Annotated in this window: 13 protein-coding genes; 4 read left to right on the forward strand and 9 right to left on the reverse strand. The window is 70.1% G+C overall.

Going from position 1 to position 12,821, the window contains the following annotated elements:
* The 4 genes from FH610_RS44360 to FH610_RS10580 all read right to left on the reverse strand — a co-directional run.
* Nucleotides 1-126 (reverse strand): response regulator transcription factor (locus FH610_RS44360; protein ID WP_139574158.1); only part of this gene is annotated, 126 nt, incomplete at its 3' end.
* 50 nt (nt 127-176) lie between these two features.
* Nucleotides 177-2,852, reverse strand: a complete 2,676-nt coding sequence (gene adhE, locus FH610_RS10570) for a bifunctional acetaldehyde-CoA/alcohol dehydrogenase (protein ID WP_240808884.1) — start codon at nt 2,850-2,852, stop codon at nt 177-179.
* Nucleotides 2,853-2,992: 140 nt separating this feature from the next.
* Nucleotides 2,993-3,619 carry a DUF2218 domain-containing protein gene (locus FH610_RS10575; RefSeq protein WP_139574160.1) on the reverse strand — a complete coding sequence of 209 codons (627 nt, stop codon included), beginning with the start codon at nt 3,617-3,619 and terminating at the stop codon, nt 2,993-2,995.
* 73 nt (nt 3,620-3,692) lie between these two features.
* Nucleotides 3,693-4,340 carry a class I SAM-dependent methyltransferase gene (locus FH610_RS10580; protein WP_139574161.1) on the reverse strand — a complete coding sequence of 216 codons (648 nt, stop codon included), beginning with the start codon at nt 4,338-4,340 and terminating at the stop codon, nt 3,693-3,695.
* Between the two features lie 138 nt (nt 4,341-4,478).
* Between FH610_RS10580 and FH610_RS10585 the strand changes: the two genes are divergently transcribed.
* Complete coding sequence (locus FH610_RS10585; protein WP_139574162.1) at nt 4,479-5,066, forward strand: TetR/AcrR family transcriptional regulator; 588 nt, start codon at nt 4,479-4,481, stop codon at nt 5,064-5,066.
* Nucleotides 5,067-5,127: 61 nt separating this feature from the next.
* On the opposite strand, the gene FH610_RS10590 is transcribed toward FH610_RS10585, so the two are convergent.
* The 3 genes from FH610_RS10590 to FH610_RS10600 all read right to left on the reverse strand — a co-directional run bounded on the left by FH610_RS10590 (nt 5,128) and on the right by FH610_RS10600 (nt 7,126).
* The gene (locus tag FH610_RS10590; RefSeq protein ID WP_139574163.1) at nt 5,128-5,358 is read right to left on the reverse strand and encodes a hypothetical protein; all 231 of its coding nucleotides are present in this window, start codon (nt 5,356-5,358) and stop codon (nt 5,128-5,130) included.
* 261 nt (nt 5,359-5,619) lie between these two features.
* A complete protein-coding gene (locus FH610_RS10595) occupies nt 5,620-6,177 on the reverse strand; it encodes a DoxX family membrane protein (RefSeq protein ID WP_139574164.1) in 558 nt (185 codons plus the stop codon).
* Nucleotides 6,178-6,232: 55 nt separating this feature from the next.
* Complete coding sequence (locus FH610_RS10600) at nt 6,233-7,126, reverse strand: rubrerythrin family protein (protein WP_205825683.1); 894 nt, start codon at nt 7,124-7,126, stop codon at nt 6,233-6,235.
* A 455-nt stretch (nt 7,127-7,581) separates the two neighbouring features.
* Here FH610_RS10600 and FH610_RS10605 point away from each other — a divergent pair, with 455 nt between their 5' ends.
* Nucleotides 7,582-8,784, forward strand: a complete 1,203-nt coding sequence (locus FH610_RS10605; RefSeq protein ID WP_240808885.1) for an MFS transporter — start codon at nt 7,582-7,584, stop codon at nt 8,782-8,784.
* Between the two features lie 136 nt (nt 8,785-8,920).
* Here the strand turns inward: FH610_RS10605 and FH610_RS10610 are convergent, their stop codons facing one another.
* Nucleotides 8,921-10,915: a heavy metal translocating P-type ATPase gene (locus tag FH610_RS10610; protein ID WP_338104531.1), complete on the reverse strand. Its 1,995-nt coding sequence runs from the start codon at nt 10,913-10,915 to the stop codon at nt 8,921-8,923.
* 66 nt (nt 10,916-10,981) lie between these two features.
* Here FH610_RS10610 and FH610_RS10615 point away from each other — a divergent pair, with 66 nt between their 5' ends.
* Nucleotides 10,982-11,347: an ArsR/SmtB family transcription factor gene (locus FH610_RS10615; protein ID WP_139574165.1), complete on the forward strand. Its 366-nt coding sequence runs from the start codon at nt 10,982-10,984 to the stop codon at nt 11,345-11,347.
* Between the two features lie 93 nt (nt 11,348-11,440).
* On the opposite strand, the gene FH610_RS43615 is transcribed toward FH610_RS10615, so the two are convergent.
* Nucleotides 11,441-12,079, reverse strand: a complete 639-nt coding sequence (locus FH610_RS43615; RefSeq protein ID WP_205825684.1) for a TetR/AcrR family transcriptional regulator — start codon at nt 12,077-12,079, stop codon at nt 11,441-11,443.
* A 149-nt stretch (nt 12,080-12,228) separates the two neighbouring features.
* Here FH610_RS43615 and FH610_RS10625 point away from each other — a divergent pair, with 149 nt between their 5' ends.
* Nucleotides 12,229-12,807, forward strand: coding sequence for a class I SAM-dependent methyltransferase (locus FH610_RS10625; protein WP_205825685.1), 579 nt, complete (start codon nt 12,229-12,231; stop codon nt 12,805-12,807).
* The last annotated feature ends 14 nt before the right edge of the window (nt 12,808-12,821 follow it).

Raw genomic sequence — 12,821 nt, forward strand, 5'->3', positions numbered from 1 at the left:
GCGGGCCACGGCCGACTCGGCCGTCCCCGCCTCGCCGACGACCTCGATGTCGTCCTCGGCGTCCAGCAACGCCGCCACACCACGCCGCACGACCTCGTGGTCGTCCACCAGGAACACCCGAATCATGCCTCATAAGGTAAACCCTCGCGGTGTACGCACACACCGGAGACGGACGGCTACTCCGAGGAACGCCCGTAGTAGGCGGCCCGCATCAGCGCCTGCATGTCCTCCAGCATCGGCATCCGGGGATTGGCCGGCGCGCACTGGTCCTCGTACGCGTTGAGCGCCTGCTGTGGGAGTGCGTCGACGAACGCCTTCTCGTCGACGCCGATGTCCTGGAAGGACCGCTCGATCCCGACCGCGTCGCGCAGACGCTCGACGGCCGCGGCGAGCGATTCGACCCCGTCGGCCGGCGTGGCCGCGGGCAGGCCCAGCATCTGGGCGATCTCCTGGAACCGCTCGGGGGCGCGGTAGTCCTCATACTTGGGCCAGCCGGACAGCTTCGACGGGACGGTGCCGTTGTAGCGGATCACGTGCGGCAGCAGGATGGCGTTCGTGCGCCCGTGGGCCACGTGGAAGGTGGCGCCGAGCGTGTGGGACATGGCGTGCACGATCCCGAGGAAGGCGTTGCCGAAGGCCATGCCGGCGATCGTGCCGGCGTTGTGCATCTTCTCCCTGGCCTCCGGGTCGGCGGCGCCGCGGGTGACCGCGCGCTCCAGATACCGGAAGATGATCCTGATGGCGTGCAGGGCAGGGCCGTCGGTGAAGTCGTTGGCGTACACCGACACGTACGACTCGATGGCGTGGGTGAGGGCGTCGAAGCCGCTGTCGGCGGTGACCACCCGGGGCAGGTCGGCGGCGAGGACCGGGTCCACGATCGCGACGCTCGGGGTCAGCGCGTAGTCGGCCAGCGGATACTTCTTGCCCGTCACGGTGTCGGTGATCACGGCGAACGGCGTGACCTCCGCGCCCGTGCCCGAGGTGGTCGGCACGCACACGAGGCGGGCGCGCTCGCCCAGGGCCGGGAAGCGGAAGGCGCGCTTGCGGACGTCGAAGAACTTCTCCTTCATGTCCGCGAAGACGACTTCGGGGTGCTCGTAGCGCAGCCACATGACCTTGGCCGCGTCCATCACCGAGCCGCCGCCGAGGGCGACGATGACGTCGGGCCGGAAGGCGCGCATGAGGTCGGCGCCCTTGTCGACGGTCGCCACGCTCGGCTCGGGCTCCACGTCGTCGATGATCTGCAGGGCAACCCGCTCGCCGCGCCGCCGCAGCACGTCGACGACCCGGTCGACATACCCCAGCCGGGTCATCACGGCGTCGGTGACGATCGTGACGCGGTGCACGTCCGGCATGTCCGCCAGGTAGCGGATCGCGTTCGGCTCGAAGTAGATCTTCGGCGGGACCTTGAACCACTGCAGGTTGTTGTTGCGCCGCCCGATCCGCTTGACGTTGATCAGGTTGACGGCCGAGACGTTGTTCGACACCGAGTTGTGCCCGTAGCTGCCGCAGCCCAGGGTCAGCGAGGGCAGGAACGCGTTGTACATGTCGCCGATGCCACCCTGGGAGGCGGGCGCGTTCCAGATCACCCGTACGGCCTTCACCCGCGTGCCGTACGTCTCGGCGAGGGCGGCGTCCTCGGTGTGGATGACGGCGCTGTGCCCGAGGCCGTCGAACTCGACCATGCGCTCGGCGAGGACCATGCCCTCCTCCCGGGTGCGGGCCCGCAGCACGGCGAGCACCGGGCACAGCTTCTCCCTGGTCAGCGGCTCGTTCGGGCCGACCTCGTCCACCGGGACGAGGATCAGGGAGGTGTCCGCCGGCACGGCGAACCCGGCCTGCTCGGCGATCCAGTGCGGAGTCCGCCCGACGACGTCGGGATTGAGCCTGGCCTCGGCGCAGGAGGCGCCGTGTGCCGTCACCCCGAACACGAACTCCTCCAGCTTCGCCTTCTCCTCCGGCGTGGCGACATGGGCGTGCAGCCGGGCGAACTCGCCCAGCGCGGCGTCGTAGATCTCCTCGTCGAGGATGACGGCCTGCTCGGAGGCGCAGATCATGCCGTTGTCGAACGTCTTGGACAGCACGACGTCGTGCACGGCCCGGCGCAGCTTGGCCGTCCGCTCGATGTAGGCGGGGACGTTGCCCGCCCCCACGCCCAGCGCCGGCTTGCCCGCCGAGTACGCGGCTCTCACCATGGCGTTACCGCCGGTGGCGAGGATGACCGACACGCCCTCGTGCCGCATCAGCGCGCCGGTCGCCTCCAGCGAGGGTTCCTCGATCCACTGGACGCAGTGCTCGGGCGCGCCGGCGGCGACGGCGGCGTCGCGGACGACCCTGGCGGCCTCGGCGCTGCAGCGCTGGGCCGCGGGGTGGAACGCGAACACGATGGGATTGCGGGTCTTCAACGCCAGCAGGGCCTTGAAGATCGTGGTCGAGGTGGGGTTGGTGACCGGCGTGACACCGCAGACCACCCCGACGGGATCGGCGATCTCGACGATGCCGTTGATCTCGTCGCGGGACACCACGCCGACCGTCTTGAGGTCGGCCATGCTGTGGGTCACGTGCTCGCAGGCGAAGATGTTCTTGACCGCCTTGTCCTCGAACAGGCCGCGGCCGGTCTCCCCGACCGCCAGGCGGGCGAGCGCGGCGTGCCGGTCCAGCGCGGCGACGGACGCCTTCTTGACGATGTGGTCGACCTGCTCCTGGGTGAAGGACTCGTACTCCGTCAGTGCCTTCAGCGCGCCGGTCACCAGCGTGTCGATCGCTGCGTGCACGTCGGCGGGCAGGGCGGCTCCGGTCGGGGAGTCGGTCATCTGGATCACCTCGTGGGGCTCGGTCGGCCTGCTTGTCACCTTCATCCTTCTGATGCCGGCGCGCCCGCACCGCTGCGCAAGGGCCCCACCCCCCAGGACCAAGGTCATCGATTCTGCGGTCGTCGGCCGGGCCCGGTCCCTCTCTCACCAAGGACGGCGACTACCGGGCCGTAGCCGCCTCACGTCTCCTCGGAGGTGCCGGCAGCCTTGCGGTGGCGGACTCGGAGGCGAGCCCACGTGATCAGCGCGATTTTCAGCACGATAAGCGCTACGGCGATGTCGACGGCGGCAGCGGTCCAGCGTGATTCCGCTATGACCGTGCCGGCCACGCCGACGTGCAGACCGATGAGCAGGGCCACGGCCAGCGCCAGGACCACAGTCTGGCGGCCAGACCGTAAAAGCCCTCGCCGCGACTTCGATGTCACTGCGCCGGTGTGCCGGAAGAGGGCGCCCGGGGTTTCCTGCCGCAGCCAGGTCACCGTCAATGGGTCCCGTCGGCTGAACCGCTCGAAGTCGCGGGTGACGATGTCGCGTATCTGAGTCAGGCCCTCCTCGTCGCGTGCGTCGATGCGCACCGTGAGGGTGTCTGCGTCGGCGGTCAGCGTACATTCGCCCCATCGTGTGAAGGTGACGGTTCCGCTGGTGTCCGACCACTCTGCGGCCACCCGCACCTCGCGGCGGGCCGCCGGTCCGTGCGGGTGTAGCCGGGCGGTGTGGCCGCCGCCCATGGCGGCCGCGTGCCTGCAGAACTGGGCGAGGTAGCGCCCGGCCCGTTCGGTCTGAATCTGAGCGTGCAAGGTTGGCATCGGGGAACTTTCTCGCTCGTCTGTCGTGGAGGAATCCGGCTGATCGCGTGGGAGGTGCCGCAACGGGCGAGGATCAGGTCCGGGTAAGGGCGATGAGCCACGCCGGGATGCCGTCCTCGTCGCTGAGGCTGTCGAGGGTGGTCTCCTCGATCGAGTCCACGCGCCAGTCTTCGGTGAAGCAGGCGGTGACGTCCTCGCGCACCAGGTGCCGCGGTCCCGAGTCGCTCTGCGGGCCGCGGAAGCACAGGACGAAGTAGCGGCCACCGGACGGCACCACCGCCCGCAGCCCCTGTAGGTAGGTGAGGCGGTCCTGTTCGTCGTCGATGACGTGGACCAGCAGCCCGCTGTCCAGCACGGTGTCGAAGGACTCCCCGAGCTCGGCCAGCCGCCTGACATCGTGACGGAGGAACCGGGCGTTCAGACCCCGCTCGCGTGCCTTGCGTTCCGCGGCGTCGATCGCGGCGCCGGCGATGTCGACGCCGGTGGCGTCGAGGCCGATGTCCGCGCACATCAGCACGTGTTCGCCGGTCCCGCAGCCGACGTCGAGGACTCGGCCGGAGATGGCGCCGGACGCGGCGAGAGCGAGGAACGCCGGCTGGGGGCGGCCGATGTCCCATCGCGGCCCACGAGCGTAGATCTCTTCCCAGTTCGGGTGCTCGGTGTCCAGGTCGGGTGTGGCGCCGGCGGCGTCGTGCTGCCGGCCGGTGGTCGCGTTGCGCATGGCGGGTATCCGTTCTTTCGCTCCGAGATGACCGCCCGCGGGTGTCGGGGAGGTCGTGGCGGGATCGAATTTATCGATACAGAGTGTCTACGACAGATGCAGGGTGTCGCGCAAGAGGACAGCCTGTATGATCTGGACGTGCCCAAGCTGTGGACCGAGACGATCGACGCGCATCGCGCAGCGGTTCGGGATGCCGCCTTGAACGCCATGGCGGCGCTGGTGGCTGAGCGCGGGCTGGTCTCGCTGACGATGTCGCAGATCGCCGAACGCGCCGGCGTCGGGCGCGCGACGCTGTACAAGTACTTCCCCGACGCCCAGGCCGTCCTCACCGCGTGGCACGAACGCCAGATCGCCGCACATCTCGACCGGCTCACCGCGGCGGCCGAGCCGGCCGAGCCGGCCGTCGTACGCCTGCGGGCCGCGCTGCGGACCTTCGCGGAGATCCAGCACCACTCGGCGCGCCACCATGGCGGTGAGCTCGCCGCACTGCTGCATCGCAGCGAACACGTCGACCGCGCACGGCGGCGGTTACAGGAGTTCGTGGAGAACCTGATCGCCGAGGCCGCCCAGGACGGGGACGTTCGTGACGACGTGGCCGCCGGGGAACTGGCCGGTTACTGCCTGCACGCCCTCACCGCGGCCGGCACGGTCGACAGCCACGACGCGGTCCACCGCCTGGTCGCCGTCACCCTGGCCGGACTGGACACGCAGGCTCCTCGGCCGTGATCCGTCGGGACAGCCGGGCGGCGGAAACGGCGAGTGCTCTCGTGGCGTAGGCGGGCGGGCCTCACTTCGGAGCGGTGCCGACGCTCCGCGACCCGACCGCGTGCGCGATGCGTTCCTGCTGCTCGATCCGCGCTCGCAGCCGCCCGAGGTCGTCGGCATCGACAGTGCGGAAGGCGCCTGCCATCTCGGCCGCACGGTCGAACGCGCGCTCGCGGGTCGCCCAGAGCCGTCCGGTATCACTCCGCAGGATCCGCCAACCAGGGTGGACATGGGATTCGGGGAGCGTGTTCACGGTGTAAGCACTATCTGGTCATGATCACGAATTGCCACGGGCAGGTGGAGTTTTCTCCCCCGGACGGCCTCAACGGCGCCCACGGGAGATAAATCCACACCGAGTAGAAGATCTCTATAACCGAACGGCCGAGCCTCTCGCGATGTCCTCGCTCGAACGCCAGGGTCCCTGTCGCCCACCCGAGTCTCGAATCCCAGGCGCGAGAAGGTGAGAACTGGGATCACCGCCGCAATTGGATCGGGTCAGCCGCTGCGCGGCCTCTCATCTGAGGAACGGGTAGCGCCGGACCAGCGCCGTGTTCCCCCACCACCTGCCGAATCCGAGGGTGTCCCCGGCGTTCACCAGGGCCAGTCCCACTATGACGAGTGCGTAGACGAGGCGATAGTCCATGAACGGGTTGTGCTCGGGCGGCAGCTCGGCCGCCCACATGAGAAGCAGCAGCAACCCGCCCAACACCGCCGCCAGGCGTAATCCGACCCCCAGGATCAGCGCCACGCCGATGCCCAGCAGGCCGAGCATGAACAGCCAGTCCGCCCACGCGTGCCCGGCCAGGGGAGAGAACACCGCACCCAGGGGCTTCCTCGCTGTGCCCTTGAGGTACCCCGTCGTCGGGCTCGCTCCCCCGACCCAGGCACGGTCGGCGGGAGTGCCGAACCCCCAGCCGAAGGTCTTGTCCAGGAACGCCCAGAGAAACACCCAGCCGATCGAGATCCGGGCCAGCGCCCAGATGTAGTCGCTCGGACGAGTGGCCGCACCACCCGCACCGTGCTCGGCGACGTGGCCGGCCGCGGCGCCGCCCCTGTGTGCAGAACCGGCCATCACCACCGCCCCTGAGGAGTGTTACCGAGGAGTCCCGCCTCCACAGCGGGGAGTGTCAGCTCGACGTGGGGCACTGCTTGCCGAGCTTGGACACTTGACCGGAGAAGGCCTTCGCGTGCTTCAGCTCGTCTTTCGCGGTGCCGTTGAGCACATCCGCCGCCTCGGTGTCACCGGCCGCCGAGGCCTGGCGGGCGTAATCGGGATACATCTGCGTACCCTCGTAGGTCTCCCCCTTGATCGTCGCGCACAGGTTGGTCCCGGTGTCGCGCACCGCGCCGGCGAGATTCGCGTGCTCGGCGAAGTGCTCGGTGCGCTCGACGGCGGCCGTTCGATGGAACAGCCGGGCCAGTCTCGGTTGCCCGGTCTCCCGCGCCTTGTCTCCGTACAGCGTGTATTTGGCATAGGCGAAGGCCTCGCCCTTCATCGCCGTCCGCAGGTTCTCCAGCGTCCGGGAGGAGGACACCTTGGGCGCACCGGCCTGGATTTCCACCGGCTTGGCCCGCACGTCGGTCGGGATCGTCGCCCCTGACGACGGATCGGTGATGGCCTTCTGCGCCTGGAGGAACTTCTCCCGGTGCTTCGCCTCGTCCTGGCCGACTTCTGAGAAGAGCCTGGCGGCCTCCTGGTCGCCGTCCGCCTTGGCCTGCTCGGCGAACTTCTTGTACATCGTCGTCGCCTCGTAGGACTCACCGCTGGTGCTGTCGCGTAGGTTCGCCGCGTTGTCGCCGACCTGGCCGATCAGCTTCGCCTGCTCGGTGAGGTGTTCACGCAGTTCCGTGTGCGCGGTGCGCCGGTACAGCGCGGCGACGTCGGGCAGGTTCTCCTTGTCGGCCTGCTTCGCGTACGCGCGGTAGGTCACGTTCGCCAACGCCTCGCCCTTCATGGAGTTGGTGACGTTGGTACGGGTGGACGGGTCTACATCGTCCGAATGAGGAGCGGACGCGGCCATCGCGCTCCCGGCTCCCGCAGAGAGAAGGGCGACCGTCCCCGCGGTCGTGAGACAGGATCTCCAGCAGACGAGACCTCGGGTTCTCATGCGACCCCCCGATGGGCGTGCGGTGCGGCACAAGCAGAGTGGTTTCTTGCCCAGCCGCCGAAGTTCCGACGAATTGACGGGTTCTCTGACCGTGGTACCCCAATGCGCCAGCCGAACCTCCCGAAGCACATTGGGCTAGGGCGGGATTGGGCAAAGTGGCAACGCCTCCGGCGGGGCCTCCGCCCGGGGGGATCGCCCGCGCACGGCGGACGGAAGCTCTACATCGCCGGCCACTTCGGCCTGTTCCAGGTCAAAGCGACGGACATCGCCATCAACCGCGGGACCAGCCTCATGGTGTGTGCCGATGCCTGCGAGTATTGCGCGGAGCGCGTGTTCACCGCCCTGCACCGGACAAGGCAGGAGGCCCTATGACCTCGGCGGAGCAGACCTCAGCGAAGATTGCGCAGGCCGCACCGCGGCGGCTGATGTGGCCCCTGTATGCGGCGGGGTTCACCACCGCGTTCGGGGCTCACGGCATCGCCGCCAACCTTGGGGGCTTCTCCGAAGACGCGGTCACCTCGTTGATGGTGCTCGGGGGCCTGCTGGCCCTGTACGACGGAGCCGAGGTGCTGCTCAAGCCGTTGTTCGGCACGCTCGCGGACCGGGTCGGCGCCCGTCCGGTGCTGCTCGGCGGGCTGGCCGCCTTCGCCGTCGCATCGGCGGTGTACGTCCTGGCGGGCAGCCCTGCCTGGTTGTGGGCGGCCCGCCTGGGTCAGGGCGCTGCCGCGTCCGCGTTCTCCCCCGCGGCCTCCGCGCTGGTCGCCCGGCTGAACCCGGCGACCGGGCACGGCCGGGCGTTCGGCTCCTACGGCTTCTACAAGTCCATCGGCTACACCCTCGGCCCCCTGCTTGGCGGGGCACTGGTGTGGGCGGGAGGGCTGCGGGCGCTGTTCGGTGTGCTGGCTGTGCTGGGCGCGGCGGTCGCCGTGTGGGGAGCGCTCACGGTGCCGGCCGTGCCCCCACTGCCCAAGGCCCGGCAGACGGTGCTGGGCCTGGTCCGCCGGCTGGTCGATCCGGCCTTCCTGGCCCCGACGGCGGCGCTGGCCGCGGCGACGGCCGCGCTGTCGGCAGGGGTCGGCTTCCTTCCCGTTTCCGGCGCGGCGGCCGGGCTGGGCACGGTGGCCACCGGCGCCGCGGTGTCGGTGCTCGCCGGCTGCGCCGCCCTCGTCCAGCCCCGGGCCGGGCGTGCACTGGACGCCGGGCGCATCACCTCGCGTGGCGGCATCACGGCAGGACTGCTGCTTACGGCAGCGGGCCTGGGATGCGCGCTGCTGCCGGGCCTGGCCGGTGTGCTGTGTGCCGCCGCGTTGATCGGTGCAGGAACCGGTCTGATCACTCCACTCGGCTTCGCCGCCCTGGCCGCCGCCACCCCCGTCGAACGGCTCGGCCAGACCATGGGCGCCGCCGAACTGGGGCGCGAACTCGGCGACGCGGGCGGCCCGCTGCTGGTCGGTGCCGTCGCCACCCTCGCCACCCTCGCTTACGGCTACGCCGCACTCGCCCTCCTGCTGGTCATCGGCTCGGTGCTCATCCGTCTCGCGTCGCGCCGCGGTACTGCTACGGCGCAGTAGACGAATCGTGCTTGTGCTCATGCTCAGGGAACCGGGGGCTGCATGGGTGCGGGTGGAGGAGGTAGGCGGTGTAGCCGGTGCCTCGAAGCCGGTGGGCGGCCCGAAGCCGCTCACGACCTGCACCTGCTGCCGGAGCTCATCGGCGCCTGATGGTCCCGGCGGCGGCCCGTCGCCAGGCGGTGCCTCGTAGCAGGCGCAGACCGTTGAGGCCGACGATGACGGTGGAGCCTTCGTGTCCGGCGACGCCGAGCGGCAGCGGCAGGTCGCCGAGCAGGTCCCAGGCCACCAGTACGGCGATGAAGGTGGCGGCGATGGCGAGGTTGGCGATGACCAGGCGGCGGGCGCGGCGGGCGAGGGCGATCACAGTGGGGACGGCGGAGAGCTCGTCGCGGGTGATGACCACGTCGGCGGCCTCCAGGGTCAGGTCGGCACCGGTGTGGCCCATCGCGATGCCGGTGTGTGCGGTGGCCAGGGCGGGGGCGTCGTTGACGCCGTCGCCGATCAGCGCCACCTGTGCCCCCTGCTGTTGCAGGTCGCGTACGGCGTCGGCCTTGTGCTCGGGAAGCAGGCCGGCGCGGACGTCGGTGATTGCGGTCTGGGCGGCCAGGTGGGCGGCGGCGCGGGGGTTGTCGCCGGTCAGCAGCACCGGCGCGGCGTGGGTGAGGGCGGTCAGGCGGGCCACGGCGTCTGGTGCGCCGGGCCGGATGCGGTCGGCCAGGGCCAGTACCGCGGCCGGGCGGCCGTCCAGCAGCATCACCACGGCGGTGTGCCCGCTGTCTTCGAGCTCGGCCACCAAGGCGGTGGCCGAGCCGGCAACGGCGTGTCCCTCGGGGAGCAGGTGGGCGGGGCTGCCGATCTGCACCAGGTGACCACCGACATGGGCGCGCACGCCCCGTCCGGGCACCGCCACGAACCCGGTGGCCGCAGGTAGGTGCAGGCCCTTGTCGCGGGCGGCGGCGACGACGGCCCGGCCGAGTGGGTGTTCCGAGCCGTCCTCGGCCGCGGCGGCGAGCGTGAGCAGCGTGCCTTCGCTCAGACCGGTGCGGGGCAGGGCGCGGATGTGGGTCAGGTGGGGGCGGCCCTCGGTGAGGGTGCCGGTCTTATCGAAGGCCACCTGGGTGACGCCGGCGAGTTGTTCCATGACCACGGCGGACTTGACGAGCACGCCGTGGCGGCCGGCGGTGGCGATGGCGGCCAGCAGCGGCGGCATGGTGGCCAGCACCACCGCGCACGGCGAGGCGACGATCATGAAGGTCATCGCCCGCAGCAGGCTGCCCTGAAGGTCCTGCCCCAGCGCGAGGGGGATCGCGAACAGCGCGAGGGTGGCGGCGACCATGACCACCGAGTAGCGCTGCTCGGCCTTCTCGATGAACAGCTGCGTGCGTGCCTTGGTGGCGCTGGCCTGCTCGACCATGGCCACGATCCGGGCGATCACCGTCTCACCGGCCGGGCGCCCCACCCGTACCCGTAGTACCCCGGCGCCGTTGACGGTGCCCGCGAACACCTCATCACCGGCCTGCTTGTCCACCGGGAGGCTCTCCCCGGTGATGGATGCCTGGTCGACGTCGCCGGCCCCGTCGAGCACCTGGCCGTCGGCGCCGATGCGCTCCCCTGGCCTGACCACGATGAGGTCGCCGACGGCCAGATCGGCCGTCTCGACGACCTCCTCCTGCCCAGCCGGATCCAGCCGGGTCGCCGTGTCGGGGGCGAGGTTCAGCAGGGTGCGCACCGAGTCGGCGGTGCGCTTGGTCGCCACCGCCTCCAGCGCCCCTGAGGTGGCGAAGATGACGATCAGCAGCGCGCCGTCGAAAACCTGCCCGATCACGGCGGCGCCGATCGCCGCGGCGACCATGAGCAGGTCGACGTCCAGCGTCCGCTCACGCAGCGCCCGCAGCCCGGCCAGCCCCGGCTCCCACCCACCTGTGGCATAGCAGGTCAGATACAGCCCCCACCACAGCCAGGAGGGGGCCCCGGCCAGCTGGCAGACGCCGCCGGCGGCGAACAGGACGGTCGCGGCGATCGCCCAGCGCACCTCGGGCAGTGATCCGGCCCCGGACCGCCACCAGGCCTGCGTACGGCTGGGTGCGGCCACGGCCCGGGGACCGGGGCGCGTTGTCAGGTCTGTCGTCACCCTGCCAGCCTATATGCGCACTCATGCAGGTACGCAAATAGTGGGGTTCGGGGCTATGCTGGCGGCATGCACACCTCGCTGCCCGACTTCGAGATGCCGAACGAGGAACAGGTGCACCTGGCCGCCGAGTCGTTCCGGCTGCTGTCCGACCCCACGCGCATCAAGATCTTGTGGGCGTTGCTGCAGGGCGAGTCGTCGGTGGCCTGCCTGGCCGAGCTCGCCGGCTCCGCCCCGACCGCGGTCAGCCAGCACCTGGCCAAACTGCGTCTGGCCGGGCTGGTCAAGGGCCGGCGTGAGGGGACCTTCGTCTACTACAGCGCAGCCGACGAGCACGTGCGCCGTCTACTGGCCGAAGGGCTGTTCCACGCCGACCACATCGACCGCGGCGACCAGGACTCCGCCGCTGCACCGACCGTAAGCGCCGCCTCCTGACGCTCGCGAGCGTGGCGACCGGCGGTCCGCCTCGGCTCCTCACCGTCTTCCCGCCCTCGCCCGTCGACGCGGGTCCATCGCCCCCGCTTTGGCTCACCGCCTGAAGGCGATCTCCACACCCGGTGTCACCACAGCGCGAAACGCCGCGTCCATCTCGGCCGGTGTGGCGGTCAACTCACCGTCGACCCACTTGCGCAGCAGCGCCATGAACGCCCCGACGACGCAGGTGACCATCAGGTCGAGCGAGTCCGGTGGTGTGCTTCGCGGAGGGAACGCCGCCAGCAACTCGTCACGTACGATCGTGGCCAGGATTTGCTCTCCGCGCGCCATCACGGCGCTGCCCCCGCGCCGCCCGAGCAGCGCTCGCGCCAGCCGGCGCTGCTCATGAAGGTGCTCGAACATCGGCAGGCTGAAGGCGAACAGCGGGCCCGGCCTGGACGCGGGAGCGAGACGGAGAAGGCTGGAGAGCTCGTCGAGGTTGCTGAACAGCACATCCTGTTTGTCGGTGAAGTGCGCGTAGAAGGTCGAGCGGCCGACGTTGGCGCGGTTGATGAGATCAGTGACGGTCACCGCCTCATAGCCCTTCTCCAGAATCAGCTCCACCAATGCCTGCTGAACGGCCTTCCGAGTGCGCCGCACCCGGCGATCGGAGCTCCCCCTCCGCGAGTTTCCGAACACGTCCTCCACCTCTGTCCAGTACGGCACAGCCCGACGAATTTGCTTGTTGACCATGCCGTGCCGGCGAATCGATCATTTATAACCGAACACATTGTTCCGAAACAAGAAGGAGAAGCCCTATGAGCAGGGGAAAGTTGCTGCATAGTCACTCGAAACACAGTGACGGTGGTGGCGCCATCAATTATCCGCGGGGTTATGAGGTTTTGGCCGAGCTCGGTTTCGCCGGGCGCCGTCGCAGCGTTTTCACCCGCCTGGCCGCGTTGTCCGGCGCGGGGCCGCGCCATCAGATCCTGGACGTCGGCTGCGGCACCGGCTACCTGACCCGGATGTTGGCTCCTCTCGTGGGCCCCGAAGGGGGGGTGACCGGCGTTGACCCGTCACTTCCGATGATCGAGCACGCCCGTCGTCGCTCACCTGACAACTGCTCCTATCAGGTGGGCGAGGGGCAGGCGCTGCCCTTCCCCGACGCCTCGTTCGACATCGTCGTCTCCAGCTTCGCCGTTCACCACATGCCCGTCTCCGCCCGCGGCACCGCCATGAGGGAGATCTTCCGCGTCCTGCGACCGGGTGGGCGACTGCTGATCGCCGAGTTCCGCCCGCCGGTCAACCCCCTCGCCGCCCGCCTCGTCGGGATACTGGCCGGTCCCGCGATGCGGCCCACCATGCCGGAACTGCTCGCCGATCTGGTCCCCGGTGCCGGTCTCCGCATCGAGAGCACAGGCACCGTGGGGCCGGTGCTGTACTACGTCAACGCCGTCCGTCCGCTCGAAACCCGCTCCTGAAACACCCCGCTGTT

This window comes from Microbispora catharanthi (genome assembly GCF_006334915.2).
GTDB lineage: Bacteria > Actinomycetota > Actinomycetes > Streptosporangiales > Streptosporangiaceae > Microbispora > Microbispora catharanthi.